The 15439-nt window shown below is 72.3% G+C and carries 15 protein-coding genes; 10 read left to right on the top strand and 5 right to left on the bottom strand.

The genetic code is table 11. From position 1 onward, the window contains the following. The 4 genes from RM788_RS17760 to RM788_RS17745 are packed head-to-tail and all read left to right on the top strand — an operon-like array spanning position 1 to position 3758. On the top strand, positions 1 to 816 hold the full coding sequence (locus tag RM788_RS17760) for an SAM-dependent methyltransferase (RefSeq protein ID WP_315932809.1): 816 nt from the start codon (positions 1 to 3) through the stop codon (positions 814 to 816). A 42-nt stretch (positions 817 to 858) separates the two neighbouring features. Further along, entirely contained in the window at positions 859 to 1638 is a 780-nt protein-coding gene (locus tag RM788_RS17755) for an enoyl-CoA hydratase/isomerase family protein (protein WP_315932808.1), read from the top strand. Between the two features lie 49 nt (positions 1639 to 1687). Beyond that, positions 1688 to 2596 (top strand): methyltransferase domain-containing protein, encoded by a 909-nt coding sequence (locus tag RM788_RS17750; protein WP_315934663.1) that lies wholly within the window; start codon positions 1688 to 1690, stop codon positions 2594 to 2596. Between the two features lies 1 nt (position 2597). Then, positions 2598 to 3758 (top strand): class I SAM-dependent methyltransferase, encoded by a 1161-nt coding sequence (locus RM788_RS17745; protein ID WP_315932807.1) that lies wholly within the window; start codon positions 2598 to 2600, stop codon positions 3756 to 3758. On the opposite strand, the gene RM788_RS17740 is transcribed toward RM788_RS17745, so the two are convergent. Further along, positions 3755 to 4213: a PaaI family thioesterase gene (locus RM788_RS17740; protein WP_315932806.1), complete on the bottom strand. Its 459-nt coding sequence runs from the start codon at positions 4211 to 4213 to the stop codon at positions 3755 to 3757. The two genes, RM788_RS17745 and RM788_RS17740, sit on opposite strands and share 4 nt — an antisense overlap. An 84-nt stretch (positions 4214 to 4297) precedes the next feature. Between RM788_RS17740 and RM788_RS17735 the strand changes: the two genes are divergently transcribed. Next, entirely contained in the window at positions 4298 to 4735 is a 438-nt protein-coding gene (locus tag RM788_RS17735) for a winged helix-turn-helix transcriptional regulator (protein WP_315932805.1), read from the top strand. Here the strand turns inward: RM788_RS17735 and RM788_RS17730 are convergent. The 3 genes from RM788_RS17730 to aroB are packed head-to-tail and all read right to left on the bottom strand — an operon-like array spanning position 4732 to position 8833. Beyond that, complete coding sequence (locus RM788_RS17730) at positions 4732 to 5805, bottom strand: sugar phosphate nucleotidyltransferase (protein ID WP_315932803.1); 1074 nt, start codon at positions 5803 to 5805, stop codon at positions 4732 to 4734. The two genes, RM788_RS17735 and RM788_RS17730, sit on opposite strands and share 4 nt — an antisense overlap. Next, a complete protein-coding gene (locus tag RM788_RS17725) occupies positions 5805 to 7688 on the bottom strand; it encodes a TIM barrel protein (RefSeq protein WP_315932801.1) in 1884 nt (627 codons plus the stop codon). Before RM788_RS17725 ends, RM788_RS17730 begins: the two co-directional genes overlap by 1 nt. After that, positions 7685 to 8833, bottom strand: a complete 1149-nt coding sequence (gene aroB, locus RM788_RS17720) for a 3-dehydroquinate synthase (RefSeq protein ID WP_315932799.1) — start codon at positions 8831 to 8833, stop codon at positions 7685 to 7687. Before aroB ends, RM788_RS17725 begins: the two co-directional genes overlap by 4 nt. Positions 8834 to 8948: 115 nt before the next feature. Between aroB and RM788_RS17715 the strand changes: the two genes are divergently transcribed. From RM788_RS17715 to RM788_RS17695, 5 genes are read left to right on the top strand one after another with little or no spacing between them, the layout of a single operon-like run. Next, positions 8949 to 10127, top strand: a complete 1179-nt coding sequence (locus RM788_RS17715) for an MFS transporter (protein WP_399343883.1) — start codon at positions 8949 to 8951, stop codon at positions 10125 to 10127. Continuing rightward, positions 10124 to 11023 (top strand): SDR family oxidoreductase, encoded by a 900-nt coding sequence (locus RM788_RS17710; RefSeq protein WP_315932797.1) that lies wholly within the window; start codon positions 10124 to 10126, stop codon positions 11021 to 11023. The genes RM788_RS17715 and RM788_RS17710 overlap by 4 nt, the downstream gene beginning before the upstream one ends. Beyond that, complete coding sequence (locus tag RM788_RS17705) at positions 11023 to 12447, top strand: trehalose-6-phosphate synthase (RefSeq protein WP_315932796.1); 1425 nt, start codon at positions 11023 to 11025, stop codon at positions 12445 to 12447. The genes RM788_RS17710 and RM788_RS17705 overlap by 1 nt, the downstream gene beginning before the upstream one ends. After that, positions 12447 to 13736 (top strand): aspartate aminotransferase family protein, encoded by a 1290-nt coding sequence (locus RM788_RS17700; protein ID WP_315932795.1) that lies wholly within the window; start codon positions 12447 to 12449, stop codon positions 13734 to 13736. The genes RM788_RS17705 and RM788_RS17700 overlap by 1 nt, the downstream gene beginning before the upstream one ends. Next, complete coding sequence (locus tag RM788_RS17695) at positions 13712 to 14686, top strand: alcohol dehydrogenase catalytic domain-containing protein (RefSeq protein WP_315932794.1); 975 nt, start codon at positions 13712 to 13714, stop codon at positions 14684 to 14686. Before RM788_RS17700 ends, RM788_RS17695 begins: the two co-directional genes overlap by 25 nt. Before the next feature lie 45 nt (positions 14687 to 14731). Here RM788_RS17695 and RM788_RS17690 read toward each other — a convergent pair whose 3' ends face one another. After that, a complete protein-coding gene (locus RM788_RS17690; RefSeq protein WP_315932793.1) occupies positions 14732 to 15358 on the bottom strand; it encodes an HAD family hydrolase in 627 nt (208 codons plus the stop codon). Positions 15359 to 15439 lie beyond the last annotated feature (81 nt).

Genomic DNA, 15439 nt, shown 5'->3' with positions numbered 1-15439 from the left:
GTGGTCGACCACGAGGCCCAGCTGCCGCCGATCGTCGACCTGACCCGCCCGAACGACGCGCGGGTGTACGACTACCTCCTCGGAGGCGCGCACAACTTCGCGGTCGACCGCGAACTCGCCAAGCAGGTCGTGGCGGCGATGCCCGAGATCAAGCAGGTCGCGCTGGCCAACCGCGCGTTCCTGCACCGGGTGGTGCGCGAAAGCGTGCGCGCGGGCGTCCGGCAGTTCCTCGACCTGGGGTCGGGGATCCCCGGTGTGGGCAACGTGCACGAGATCGCCCAGGCGATCGACCCGACGTGCCGGGTCGCGTACGTCGACTCCGACCCGGTGGTGCACGCGCACGGCGAGCTGATCCTGGCGGACACCCCGAACACGGCGCTGATCAACGCGGACCTGCTGGACGCCGCCGACGTGCTGGCGCGCCGGGAGTTGCGCGACCTGCTCGACTTCGAGCAGCCGATCGCCGTGCTGGCCCTGCTGTCGCTGCACTTCATCCCGGAGTCCCAGGACCCCGACGGCGCGCTGGCGGCGTACCGGGACGCGATCCCGGAGGGCAGCCTGCTCGCGTTGAGCCACCCGTCGGTGGACCCGGCCCACGAGGGCAACGACGCGATCGACCTGTTCACGGAGGGGTACTCGGTGCGTCCCACGAGGCGCGACCTCGTCCGGTTCCGCCGGATGTTCGACGGGTTCGAGCTGCTGGAGCCGGGCATCACGCCGCTGTCGCGCTGGCGCCCCGACCGCGGGGGTGTCGAGGACGTACCCGTCAACGGCGGCCTCGGCGTCAAGTCGAGCACCACGACTACCGGGCGGTAACCTGCCGTACGGCAGTGCTGAAGACCTGGTCGAGGAGGACCTGTGGCTGAGTTCGTCACCCTGGAAGTCGACGGCGGTATCGGCACGATCCGGCTGGCCCGCCCGCCGATGAACGCGATCGACAAGCAGGTCCAGGCCGAGATCCAGGCCGCCGCCGAGGAGGCGTCGACCAGGACCGACGTGTACTCCGTGATCGTCTACGGCGGGCCGAAGGTGTTCGCCGCCGGAGCGGACGTCAAGGAGTTCGCCAGGACGTCGCACGCCGAGATGGTGGAGCGCGCCTGGCCGCTGTCGCAGGCGCTGGGCGCGGTCGCGGGCATCCCGAAGCCGACCGTCGCGGCCATCACCGGCTACGCGCTGGGCGGCGGCTTCGAGATCGCGCTGGGCTGCGACCGGCGGATCGCGGGCGACAACGCCAAGCTCGGCCAGCCCGAGATCCTGCTCGGCGTCATCCCCGGCGGCGGCGGCACGCAGCGCCTCGCGCGGCTGATCGGGCCGTCGAGGACCAAGGACCTCGTCTACACCGGCCGGTTCGTCACGGCCCAGGAGGCGCTCGCCATCGGGATGGTCGACGAGGTCGTCGCCCCCGACGACGTGTACTCCGCCGCCCAGCGCTGGGCCGGGCAGTTCGTCAACGGCCCCGCGGTCGCCTACGCGGCGGCGAAGTCCGCCGTCGACGACGGTCTCGACCGCGACCTGGCGGGCGGCCTCAAGTTGGAAAGCGATCTGTTCGCCGCGCTGTTCGCCACCGAGGACCGCGCGACGGGCATGCAGTCGTTCATCGAGAACGGTCCAGGAAAGGCCAAGTTCAGTGGCAAGTGACTCCGCCCAGAAGGACCCGGCACCGCAGCCGCACGCGACGACGGAGCAGATGGAGGCGGCCTGGAAGGACCCCAAGCTCGCCAACGTGCTCTACCACGACTGGGAGGCGGGCACGTACGACGAGAAGTGGTCCATCTCCTACGACGAGCGCTGCATCACCTACGCCACCGACCGCTTCCGCGCGGTGTCCGGCGGCGTCGGCCCGTACGAGCACGCGCTGGAACTGGGCTGCGGCACCGGCTTCTTCCTGCTGAACCTCATGCAGGGCGGTGTGATCGAGAAGGGTTCGGTCACGGACCTGTCGCCGGGCATGGTCGAGGTCGCGCTGCGCAACGCCGACAACCTCGGCCTGCCGGTGGACGGCCGGGTCGCCGACGCGGAGCGCATCCCGTACGACGACAACACGTTCGACCTCGTCATCGGGCACGCGGTGCTGCACCACATCCCGGACGTGGGCGCGGCCATGAAGGAGGTCCAGCGGGTGCTCAAGCCCGGTGGGCGCTTCGTGTTCGCGGGCGACCCGACGAACATCGGCAACTTCTACGCCCGCAAGCTCGGCCAGCTCACCTGGTGGCTGACCACGAACGTCACCAAGGCCCCCGCGCTCGTCGAGTGGCGACGCCCGCAGGAGGAGTTGGACGAGTCCTCCCGCGCCGCGGCGCTGGAAGCCGTGGTGGACCTGCACACGTTCGACCCCGCCGACCTGGAGCGCACCGCCCGCGCGGCGGGTGCCCGCGAGGTCCGCGCGGTGACCGAGGAGCTGTCCGCCGCGCTGTTCGGCTGGCCGGTGCGCACGTTCGAGGCCGCCGTGCCGAAGGGCAAGCTCGGCTTCGGCTGGGCGATGTTCGCCTACCGCGGCTGGCAGCGGCTGTCCTGGCTGGACGAGAACGTGTTCGCCAAGGTGCTGCCGCGCGAGGTGTTCTACAACGTGTCGATCACCGGTCGCAAGCCCCTCTAAGGTGGGGTACGGGTTCTCGCTCGACGACGTGGCGCACCTGCGTTCCGACGCCGGGTGCGCCGCGTTGGCCGCGGTGGCGGAGCTGCCGCTGACCGACCGGCTGGCCGACGTGACGGCCGCGCGCCGGATCGCGGGCGACCGGTTCGCGGCGGTGCTGGAGACGGTGCTGCTGCGGCGCCGGGCCGCGGCGAAGGTGGACGGGTCGGACGGCTGGCTGTTCACCGACGACGCGTTGCAGCAGGCCACCGCGTCCCCGGTCGGGCGGCACCGGGCCGCGCGGTTCGCCGGGCGGGTGGTGCACGACGTGACGTGCTCGGTCGGCGCGGACCTGGTGGAACTGGCTCGGGTGGCCGATCGCTGCGTCGGGTCGGACCTGGATCCGGTGCGGCTGGCCATGGCCCGGAACAACTGCGGGCCCGACCAGGTGCTGCTGCGGGCGGACGCGTTGACGCGCGTGTCGCGGGCTTCCGCGGTGACCGCGGACCCGGCCCGGCGGGACTCGGCAGGGCGGCGGACGTGGAAGCCGTCGGACTTCCTGCCGCCGCTGGACGAGCTGGCCGAGACGTACGCGGGTGTGGACCTCGCGGTGAAGTGCGCGCCCGGCATCGACTTCGCGGTCGCGCCCTGGGCCGACGAGGTCGAACTGGTGTCGCTCGACGGCGGTGTGCGCGAGGCCTGCCTGTGGACGCGGGGCCTGGCCACGCCCGGTGTCTCGCGGCGGGCCACGGTGCTGCGGTCGGGGAGTCCGGAGTGGACGATCACCGACGCCGAACCCGACGACTGCCCGGTGCTGCCGCCCGGCAGGTGGATCGTGGATCCGGACGGCGCGGTCGTGCGGGCCGGGTTGGTGCGGCACTACGCCGCCCGGCACGGGCTCGGCCAGGTGGACGAGCGGATCGCCTACCTGACGGGGGACGTGCCGCCGCCCGGCGTGCGGGCGTTCCGGGTCGTGGAGCACGGGCACTACACGGAGAAGTCGCTGAAGTCGGTGCTGCGCAAGCACGACGTGGGGCGGCTGGAGATCCTGGTGCGCGGGCTGGACGTCGACCCGAACACGTTGCGGCGCAGGCTGAAGCTGTCCGGCGCGGCCGAGGCCACCGTGGTGCTGACCAGGATCGGCAGCGAGCCCGTGGCGATCCTCTGCCACGCCGAACGGACCTAGCGGGCCGCTGGGAACACCATGCAGGTCGTGGTGCCGTGGGCGATGAGCCTGCCCTTCTCGTCCACGATCCTGCCCTCGGCGGTGGCCGTGGTGCGGCCGACGTGGACCACCTTGCCCTCGCCGGTCAGCAGGCGGTCGTCGGTGCTGGTCGCGCGGATGTAGTTCACGCTCAGCTCCAGGGTCGTGTAGCCGACGCCGGGGCCGAGCGCGGAGTGGACGGCGCAGCCCATCACCGAGTCGAGCAGGGTTGCCGCGATGCCGCCGTGCACGGTGCCGATCGGGTTCATGAAGTCCGGGCGGGTGCGCAGGGACATGACGACCCGGCCCTCTTCGAGTTCGTCGAAGGTCATGCCCATCAGACGGCCGATGTTGGGTGAGTCCGCGTCCTGGGCGCGCTGGAACTTGCGCAGGACTTCCAGGCCGGACAGTGCGGTGCGGTCGTCGGTGGTGGTCACGGTGCGCTCCTGCGGGTTCCGGGGTGGGCCCGTAACTACTATCATGGTAGTTACTGGTCGGTAAAGGCCCCTGGAGGAGTTGTGGTGCAGCACGTGAGCTTCGCGGACGCGGCCTGTCCGATCGCCCGCGGACTCGAGCACGTGGGCGAGTGGTGGAGCGTGCTGGTGCTGCGGGACGTGTCCGGGGGCGTCACCCGCTTCGCGGACCTCCAGGAGCACCTGGGGATTTCACCGGGATCGCTCAGCCGCCGGCTCAAGAGCCTGGTGGAGTCGGAGTTGCTGGAGCAGCGCGAGTACACGACCGCGCCGGTCCGCTACGAGTACGTGCTCACCGACCGGGGCCGGGACTTCCTGCCGGTGCTGGCCGCGCTCGCGGCGTGGGGGCACCGGCACTTCGGGCCCGAACGGCCCGCGGCGCGGTTGTTCGACCGCGCCACGGGACGGACGGTGCACCCGGTGGTGGTGGACGGGAAGACCGGGCTGCCGATCACCAGTGCCGACCACGGCCTGGAAGTGCGCTAGGGCTCCAGGTCGGCGATGCCGTGGCGGTTGACGTGCAGGTGTTCGTCCACCTCGACGACCGTGTCGACCACCTCGACGCCCGCGGCGATCCTGGCGCCGGGCAGCACGACGGACCGGTGGACCACCGCGCCCGGTTCGACCGCGCAACCGGGGAACAGCACGCTGGACCGCACGTCCGCGCCGGTGGGCAGGTCGCCCGCGACGAGGTTGCCGTCGACGCGCCGCGGTGCGGGGCCGCCGAGCGTGAGGGGCGCGTTCAACGTCTCCGGGTGGTCGATCAGGCCAAGCTGCCCGGAGTGGTAGCGCTCGACGGTGCCGATGTCGGCCCAGTAGCCGGTGATCGGGTGCGCGAGCACCTTGCGGCCGCTGGCGATCATCGCGGGCAGGACGTCGCGGCTGATGTCGTGCTGCCAGCCGTCCTCTCCCAACGCGGACAGCTCGGCCAGCACCTCGACGAGGGTGTCGACGCGGAACAGGCAGAACGCGGTGAAGATCAGGTCCGACGTGGGGTTCGGCGGCTTCTCCACCAGTCGGCGCACGGTCAGGTCGTCGTTGACCTCGACCATGCCGAACAGCTTCACGTACCGGCGTTCGATGGCCTGCACGCCGATCGTCACGTCGGCGCCGCTCTCGCGGTGCGCGCGCAGCATGTCGCCGTAGTCGTAGGTGTAGACGTGGTCCGCGTGCTGCACCAGCACGTCCCGCGCGCCCGGCGCGAACAGGTACTCGGCGTTGGCGATCAGCGCGTCGGCCGTGCCCAGCTCCGGTGCGCGTTCCGGCAGCGGACCGGTGAACGACGGGTCGCGCACGAGGTCGTCGTGGGGTCCGAAGTGGACTTTCAGCGGGCTGTCGTCCCAGCCGCGCAGCAGGTGGTCGATGAGGTCGCGTTCGCGGTGCAGCGACATCAGCACCAGCTCCGGGATGCCGGAGCGCAGCGCGTTGTCGACGCTGAAGTCGACCAGCCTGCACGAGGCCGCGTACGGGACGAGCGGTTTGCACGTCCTCGCGGTGAGCGTGCCCATCCGCTCGCCGAGTCCGCCCGCCAGCAGTGCCGCCCTGACGTCGTGCATCACCACGTCCTCCCCTGCGGTTCGCGATCGGGTAGCAGCGAACGCAGCAGGCGCACCGAGTTCGCCACGCTCTGCTCCCTCGGCAGCAGCGCGTCCTCGTGCTCGACGTAGAGCACGCCGCGGAAGCCCTCGTCCAGCAGCGCCGCCACCACCGAGGGCCACGGCAGGTCGCCGGAACCCAGTGCGCGGAAGCGGATCGCCGGGCCGGGGCCGTAGCGCGACCAGCCCGCGCCGGGCGGCTGATCGGTGCCGGTCCAGCGCTGGAGGTCCTTGGCGTGCGCGGCGCCGAGGCGGGTGCCCCAGCCGCGCACGACGGACACCGGGTCGTAGCCGACGGCCGCGAGGTTCGCGACGTCCAGGCAGAGCCGCACGTCCGCCGCGTCCAGCAGCTGCCGGGTGCTGTCCGGGTCGTAGGCGACCTGCTTGGGGTGCGGTTCGACGAGCAGTTGCACGCCGTGCTCGGCGGCCAGCTTCAGCACCGGGGTGGCGGCTTCCAGCCAGGCTTCGACGTTGTCGGCCCAGGAAACGTCGCTGTGCCACCAGGACAGCCAGCGCGACAGGTCCGGGACGCCGAACATCAGCCGCACCTGGGGCGCGCCGAGGTCCGCGGCGATCCGGATGGCGTGCTCCGCGTGCCGCAGGGCGTGCGCGCGCTTGTCGTCGGCGGACCCGGCGAGCACGGGATCGGTGTGCGGGCCGTGCGGGCCGAGCAGCAGCTGCGTGTCGCGGCTGTTGCTGACGCACGTCACGGCCAGGTCGGACAGGGTCTCGCGCAGCTCGGACCGGTAGGCCGCGTCGGTAGCCCACCGGTCGGCGTCGACCAGGCCGGTCGTGGTGTCGGTCGGCAGGTCGACGGCGTCCACGCCGGTCGCGCGCGCGGCGTCCAGCGCCGCGGGCAGACCGCCGCCGCCCCACGCGGCCAGGCACAGGCCGAGCGCGATCGGGCCGGTGGCCGCGGCCGGTCTCGGCGCGGGGCGGGGAGGATCGGCGAGGGTGAGCGTCCACGCGCAGTCGTCCAGCGCCCACGCGGGCACGCCCGCCTCCAGCGCGGCCTCGATGGTGGCGTTGGGGTCGGTCACCGCGACCACCTCGCCGAGCACCTCGCGCTCGAACTCGGCGAGGAACTCGGGGCAGCCCAGGAAGACGCCGCCCCCGGCCGCGACGGTCCACTCGCCTTCGAGCCCGGCGGCGGCCGCGGCGGCCCGGACACCCAGCCCCAGCTCGCCGATCGCGTCGGCGACCAGCCTGGTGGCCACGGGATCGCCGTCCAGCCACGCCCGGCAGACCGTCGGGGCCAGCGCGGCCACGGCGGCCTTGGGGAAGGCCAGCCGCGCGAGTTCGCGCGCGGTCGCCACGCCGAAGTGCCCGGCCAGCACCGTGTCCGGGCCGCGGCCGTCCAGCGCGCGCACGGCGGCGCGCAGCCCGGACAGGCCCAGGTCGTAGGCGCTGCCCTCATCGCTGCCCAGGTACTCGCAGCTCCCGACGCGCACGGCGGCGGACCGGCCGTCACCGGCCAGGAAACCCGAGCCGGTGCCGCACACGACGGCCACGCCGCGCCCCGACAGCGGCGGCGCAACCAGCCACGGCAGAGCGTCGTTGGACACGACGACCCGCCCGCGCAGGCCCGCTCGTTCGGCGGTCCTGCGCAGGCGCTCCAACTCGGACCCCGGATCGCGCGGGTCCACCGTGGCCGTGGCGATCCAGCCCTGCCCCGCCCCGCCGTCCAGCGCCGCGGCCAAGTCGGCGAACACGGTGCGCAGCACCGCGTCCGCCGCGTCCTGGCCGCCCGAGGCCGGGTTCACCGACCCGTAGCGCCGCCGGCCACCGGGACCGGTCACCGCGGTCCCGGTGCCCCCGGCGTCGACGGTCCACCGCGGCGTCACGAACGCTCCCTGACCAGCGCCGCCCGCACCTCTTCGGTGGTGACGTCCTCGACGATGGCCGTGGTGCCCAGTTCCACGGGCAGCACGAACCGCAGGCTCCCGTCGCGAATCTGCTTGATCTTCGCCAGCGCGCCCAGCACCTCCTCGACCACGACCTCGACCCCGAGGTCGGCCAGCGACACCGGCAGGCCCAGCCGCCGGATCAGGGCGATCACCCGGTCCGCGGTGGCCGGGTCCACGACCCCGCGCGACCTGGCCACGTCGACCGCGACCGCCATGCCGAACGCGACCGCCTCGCCGTGCAGCACCGGCCCGTAGTCCGTCACGGTCTCGACCGCGTGGCCGACGGTGTGCCCGAAGTTCAGCGGCCTGCGCAGGTCCACCTCGTACGGGTCGCGGCCGACCAGCTCGGTCTTGATCGAGCTGGCCGCGTGCACCAGCACGTCGACCGCGGGCGACCGGCACTCCACCAGGTCCTCGACGTTGTCCTCGATGTGCTGGAACAGCGCGGGGGAGGCGATCACCGCCTTCTTCACCACCTCCGCGAGCCCGGCCCTGGCCTGCCTGCGGTCCAGGGTGCCGAGGTACTCCAGGCAGGAGATGACCGCGCGCGGCTGGTAGAACGCGCCGACCAGGTTCTTGGCCTCGCTGTGGTCGACCGCCACCTTGCCGCCGATGCCCGCGTCGACCTGCGCCAGCAGCGTGGTCGGCATGTTCACGTACGGCACTCCGCGCATGAAAGCGCTTGCCACCCAGCCGACCGTGTCGATGACGACGCCACCACCCAGTGCGATCACCACATCGCGTCGGGCGAAACCCACCTGCGCCAACCAGTCCATCAACTCGAACGCCGTGGTGGCCGTCTTGCTCTTCTCGCCGCTGGGCACCGAGGTCGTCCCGAGCAGCTGACCCCGTTCGGTCAGCGCTTCGATGATCGGACCCGCGTGCAGCTCCGCCACGACGTGGTCGGTGATCACCACGGCGCTGCGGCCGTCCAGTTCGGTCAGCAGCACCTCGATCGCGGTGGCCACGGTCCGCACGACGTCGATGCGGTAGCTGTCCTCGCGGACCACGTCCACGTGCACGACGGAAGGCCCGTCGGGCAAGGGGAGCCGGTCGGTGACCAAGTAGTCGCGACTGTCCATCTGTCTCCTCTCGGGGGTCACCCGATAAGGCGCCGATTGGCAGCTAGTGCACGTCGGCGTTACGTTGGGTTCACAATCACTGAACCCAACGTAACCCAATCAGTGAAGGGAGACAGTGTTGGCAAGTGCGCCGCCAAGTCGTCCGAACTCCAGGGGCTTGATCTTCGCCGCCACGAGCTGGGGACTCTTCTGGGGTGGTTGGGCCGGGCTCTTGCCCGAGGTCAAGGACCAGATCGGTGCCACCGACTCCGAGTTCGGACTGGCGCTGTTCGGCATCCCGTTCGGTGCCCTGCCCGCCATGGTGATCACCGGAAAACTGGTGTCCCGAATGCGCGAAAGGGCACTCCCGGTTGTACTTTTGGCCTTCGCGGCGGCATGCGCGCTTCCGGGTTGGACGCATTCCCCGGTGACGTTCGCGCTCTCACTTGTCTTGATCGGGGCCACTTCCGGGGCGATAGAGGTCGCCCTCAACGCCACGACCGCGGAGCACGAGGCGCGCGACGGCGTCCGGCTGTTCAACAAGGTGCACGCCGCCACGCCGCTCGCGATGGTCGTCGCCGCCCCGTCGGTCGGCCTCGCCCGGCAGGCGGGCGCCTCGTCGCGCGAGGTGCTGCTCGTCATCGCCGCCCTCGTGCTGGTCAGCGCGTTCCTGTCGATCGACCGGGCCGGTTGGCGGACGCGGTCCACTTCGGACAGTCCGGTCCGCACCCGCTCGGCGACGCCGATCCTGATCGCGTTCGGCCTGGTCGCCGCGGTCGTGCTGTTCATGGAGAACGCCGTCGAGCAGTGGGGCGCGATCCACCTGGAACAGGACCTGGGCGCCGGGCCGCTGCTCGGCAGCGCCGCGCCCGCCGCGTACATGATCGGCCTGGCCGGTGGGCGGCTGCTCGTCCAGTGGCAGGGCGAGCGCTTCTCCGGCCTGACGGTCGTGGTGTTCGGCAGCGTCCTCGGCGCGGTCGGCCTGGTGCTGGCCGTGATCACCGAACCGGCCGGGCTGCCCGCCGCGGTCGCGCTGGCCGGGTTCGCGCTGGCGGGCATCGGGTTGGCGCCCGCCGTCCCGACGCTGCTGGGCATGGCGGGCAAGTCGGCCGACGACGAGCGCAGGCCCGCCGCGATCACCACCGTCACCACGATCTCCTACCTCGGCTTCCTCGGCAGCCCGCCGCTGGTCGGCCTGCTGGCCGCGACCTGGGGCCTCACCACCGCGTTCGCCGTGGTCGCGGCGGGCGGCGTGCTGGTCGCCGCGGCGACCGCGCTGCTGCGCGTCCCGGAGCCGGAAGGCGTCGCCAGGTGAGGGCGCTGGTCGTCGGCAGCGGCTTCCTCGGCGCGTCGGTCGGAGCCCGGCTGCGCGCGCTCGGCGTGGAACCGGTGGTCGCCTCGCGGCACCCTCCCGACACGGCCTCCTCGCGCGGCCTGCCGTGGCGGGAACTGGACGTGCGCGATCCGGCGGCGTGCCGCGAGGTCGTCGCGGGCACCGACGCACTCGTGGTGGTGCACGGCCCGTCGGACATCACCTGGTGCGAGCGGAACCCGGCGGAGACGGCCGCCGCGCACGCCGGTGGGGCGGCCAACATCGCGGCCGCCGCCGACGGCCGGCCGGTGCTGCTGATCTCCACCGACAACGTGTTCGACGGCACCCGCCCCAGCAGCGCCGAGACCGACGAGGTCTCGCCCGCGAACGCCTACGGGAAGGCGAAGCTGGCGGCCGAGCGGACGCTGCTCGACACCGGCGCCGCGCTGGCGCTGCGGGTGAGCCTGGTCTACGGCTGGGAACCCGACGGCATCCGGCCGAACTTCTTCACCACGTGCGCCCGCGCGCTGCTCGACGGCAGCGGCGTGGACGTGCCGGACGACCACTGGAACACCCCCGTGCTGGTCGACGACGTGGCCGCGTGGACGGCCGCGCTGCTGATGGCGGGCCGCACCGGGCTGCTGCACCTCGGCGGCCCGGAACGGCTGACCAGGTACGCGTGGGCGCGGCGGATCGCGCTGGCCCTCGGCGCGGACCCGGCCCTGGTCCGCAGCCAGCCGCGGGCCGAGGGGCACTACGCGAGCCGCCCGGTCAACGCCTGCCTGCACAGCGCGAAGGCGCACAAGCTCCCCGAGTTGGCCTCCCTCGCGCCGCTGGGCGTGGACGGGGGAGCGCTGGCCCTGACCGAGATCGCCGCGAACGACGTCGTGGAGGACTGATGAGCAAGCACCTGTTCCTGGCCAGCAAACGGGCCGTCGTCACCTACGCCCCCGACCCCGAGACCGGCCTCCTCAAGGCGTGGCTCGCCCCCGGCGGCACCGGCAACGTCGTCGCCGAGCAGGCGGGCTACCTGGACGTGTCGTGGATCGTCAGCGCCGACACCGACGACGACCACCTGGCCTCCGAGCAGAACCCGGACGGCATCGTCACGGAGCTGCCGTCCGGCCGCGAGATCACCGTCCACCCGTTGCGGCACAACCGCGAGACGTTCCGCGTGGTGCAGGACTTCCTGACCGCCGAGCTGATGTGGGCGGGCAACAACTACGGCTGGGACAAGTGGACGACGCCGACGTTCGGCGAGGAGACCCGTCGGGCGTGGCGGGCGTTCGACGAGTTCACCGAGGACTACGCGCGCGAGCTGCTGGCCCGCTCCGCCGACGTGACCGACCCGGTGTACCTGGTGCACGACTACCAGCTCGTCTGCGTCCCGGCCCGGATCAGGGCGCAGCGCCCGGACGCGCCGATCCTGCACTTCGTGCACATCCCGTGGCCGTCGGCGGACTACTGGCGCATCCTGCCCAAGCCGATGCGGACCGGGATCATCGAGGGCATGCTCGCCTCCGACGTGATCGGCTTCTTCGCCGACCGCTGGTCGCGCAACTTCCTGGCCTGCGTGGAGGACCTGTTCCCGGACGCCGTGGTCGACCGCGCGGCGAGCACCGTCACGTGGCGCGGTCGGGTGTGCCAGGTCCGCACGCAGGTGCTCGGGTACAGCCCGGAGACGTTGCACCGCAGGCACTCCACCATGCCCGAGGGCATCGAGGAGTGGGCGGGCGAGCACCGGCTGGTCGTCCACTCCGGACGGACGGACCCGATCAAGAACGGCTGGCGCGCGGTGCGGGCGTTCGTCAAGGCGGTCAAGGAGAACCCCTCGCTGGAGGGCACCCGGATGCTGGTCCGGATGAACCCCAACCGGCTCTACGTCGAGGCGAACTCTGACTACGTCCGGCGGGTCGAGGAGGAGGTGGCCGCCGCCAACGCCGAGCTGGGCGAGGACACCGTGCGGACCCACTGCGACAACGAGGTCAACCACAGCTTCGGCTGCTTCGAACGGGCCGACCTGCTGGTGTTCAACTCGACCGTGGACGGCCAGAACCTCAGCGTCTTCGAGGCGCCGCTGGTCAACCGCCGCGACGCCGACGTGATCATGTCCGAGATGCTGGGCGCGGCCGAGGTGCTCTCGGAGGTGTGCCGCTCGGTCAACCCGTTCGACGTCTCCGAGCAGGCCGAGGCCATCGCGGCGGCGCTGCTGGCGTCGCCGGAGGAGCGGGCCGCGTCGGCGCTCAAGCGCCGTGAGGCCGCCGAACCGTGGACGCTGGAGCGCTGGGTCGACACCCAGCTGGCGAGCCTGGGACTGCGCTGATGCACCCGGTCACCGGGGTGGACCCGAAGGACGACGCCTACTACGAACTGGGCGACGTGCGGCTGGTGCGCGGCGAGGGCGTGCGGATGTGGGACTCCGACGGCCGGGAGTACCTGGACTGCGTGTCCGGCACGTTCAACCTGGTGCTGGGGCACAACCACCCCGCGGTCGTCGCGGCGATCAAGGGCCAGGTCGACGACCTGGTGTTCGCCAGCTCGTCGTTCCAGACCGATCCGACGAACCGGGTGATGCGGCAGCTGGTCGAGCTGACGCCCCCGAACCTCACGAAGGTCAACCTGCGCAGTTCCGGCGGGTCGACGGCGAACGAGGGCGCGATCAAGATCGCCCAGTGGCACACCGGCCGCCGGGACGTGATCGTGCCGTTCCGGGGCCACGTCGGGCAGACCGTGGCTGCGGCGGGTTGGAACGGGTCGGCGCGGATCCGGGCGCCGTTCCAGCAGCACATGCCGGGCGCGCTGCACGTGCCCGACCCGTACTGCCACCGGTGCTTCTACAAGCAGGAGCCGGACAGCTGCGGGAAGCTGTGCGTGGACCGGATCGACGACTTCATCACCTACGCGTCCACCGGCAGCGTGGCCGCGATGATCATCGAGCCGATCAGCGGCGTCGGCGGCAACGTCGTGCCGCCGCCCGGATACCTCCAGCGGCTCAAGGAGTTCTGCGTCGAGCGGGAGATCGTGCTGATCTTCGACGAGAACCAGACCGGGCTCGGCCGCACCGGGTCGCTGTTCGCCGCCGACCACTTCGGGGTGGCGCCGAACATGATCACGGTGTCGAAGGGGCTCACCGGCAGCGGCCTGCCGCTGGCGGCGATCATCACCGAGGAGGCGCTCGTCGGGATGCCGCGCAACCTGCACGGGTTCACCTACGGCAGCCACACGCTGTCGGCCGCCGCGGCCGTGGTGACGCTGGACATCGTCCGGCAGCCGGAGTTCCTGGCGAACGTGCGCGCCACCGGGAAGGTGATCCTGGACGGGCTGACCGCGTTGAAGGAGAAGTTCGAGTTCCTGGACGACGTGCGCGGGGTGGGGCTGATGCTCGGTGTCGAGCTGGCCGAACCGGACGGGGCGAAGTCGCCGCGGCTCGCCACCGCGCTGAGCAAGGCGTTGGGAGACCTCGGGGTGATCACGAGGGTGTCGGAGCACGGGCTCGGGAACGTGATCGAGCTGCGGCCGCCGTTGATCCTGACGGTGGCCGACGCCCACCTGGTCGTCGACCGGTTCGCCGAGGCAATGGAGACCGTGTGGACCAGCTCGCCGTCGCGCTGACCGGAGCCGGGCCGCGGCTGACTCGTGAACCGCTGGTGCGCGACGGGTCCCCTGGCGTCCTGGTGCGCACCGAGTTGATGGGGGTGTGCCGGTCGGACCTCAAGGAGATCGCCAGGGTGCGCGGCGGGCCCAGCCAGTTCGGGCACGAACTGGTCGGGGTGGTCGAGGACGGGGTGCTGCCGGTCGGTACGCGGGTCTGCCTGGACCCGAACGCGCCGGTGCGGCGGGGGTCGGGGTTCGCCCGCGAACTCTGGGTCTCCGGCGCGCAGGAGGACCTGGTGCGGGCGTTGCCCGTCGCGCCGGACGGGGTGAGCGCGCGGACGCTGGTGTTCGCCGAGCCCGCCGCGTGCGCCGCGCACTGCGTGGCGATGGCGGAGCGGCACCTCGGCGGGCCGCCTGGCCGGGTCACCGTGCTCGGCGCGGGCGTGGCCGGGGTGCTCATCGCCGGGTTGGCGGAACTCGCGGGCGCCGACGTGGCGCTGCGCAACCGCGGGCGGGATCGGCTGGACTTCCTGGTGGAGCGCGGGGTGCTGCCCGCCGCCGTCGGCCGCGAGGTGCCGCCGGACAGCCAGGACGTCGTGGTCGTCGCGACCAGCTTCGTGTTCCCGGACCTGTTGCGCGACGCGCTGGGCCTGGTGCGGCCGGGTGGGGTCGTGATGCTCTACGGCGGCACCAAGGCGGGCGACCGGTTGCCGGAGCTGGACTGCGACCTGGACACCGTGCGGCGCAGGGAATCCGCGTGGTTGGCGGGCTGGCACGGGAAGCCGGTCGTGGTCGGCGGCAGCTACGGCACCGGCCCGGCCGACTTCCCGCGCGCCATGGCGGCCCTGGCGGGTGGACTGGTGGTGGAACCGCTGGTGACCGGCGAGGTGCCCCTGACCGGCCTGCCCGCGGAACTGGAGCGGCTCACCACCGACCGCGTGCTCGGCAAGGTCCTGGTGACGCCGTAGGCCGTGTTCCCCGGATCCCGTTCGACGAGATCCGGGGAACACGCCCTAAACCAGGCCCAGCACCGCGTCCAGACCCCGGTCGCGGTCGGCGGAGCGGTCGGTGGGCAGCAGGTACACCGGCATCCCCGTCTTCACGGCGGCGCCGTCCTTGAGCGGGTCGTCGCCGACGTAGAGCACCGAACCCGGTGCGAGGCCGAGCTTGTCGCAGGCGAGGGTGAAGAGGGCCGGGTCGGGTTTCTCGACGCCCTCCTCGCAGGAGAGCACGACGGTGTCGAGCAGGTCGAGGATGCCCGCGTCGGACAGGGCGGGGCGGATGTCCCAGCCGATGTTGCTGACCACGCCGACCCGCGTGCCGCGCTCGTGCAGGGCGGTGACGACCCGTGCGGTGTCCGGGTACGGCGTCCACGCCGCCGGGTCGGTGAGGGCGTGGTAGATGGCGTCGACGACGGTCGTGCTGTAGGTGCCGGACTCGGCGATCAGCGCCGTCCACACGGCGCGGTGCCGGTCGTGCGACACGTCGCAGCCCTTGCGGGCCGCGATGCCCTCGGGGGAGTCGACGTGGGCGAGCACGTCGGTGATGACCTGGTCGCCGACGGCGGCGCGGGCCGGGTCGAGCACGGACCTGTCGTCGAACAGGGTGCCGGAGAAGTCGAACAGGACTCCGCTGAACACGATGGGGCCTCCACTCGGTTGTCCGGTGGGCTGCCCCGGAACCGGGGGTGCCCAAACCGGTGGGCCGGGGGAGGACCCTGA

Origin of the sequence: Umezawaea sp. Da 62-37 (assembly GCF_032460545.1) — a bacterium.
Lineage (GTDB): Bacteria > Actinomycetota > Actinomycetes > Mycobacteriales > Pseudonocardiaceae > Umezawaea.
The sequence above is the reverse complement of the archived record's forward strand: the minus strand, read 5'-3'. Positions and strand labels throughout refer to the sequence as shown.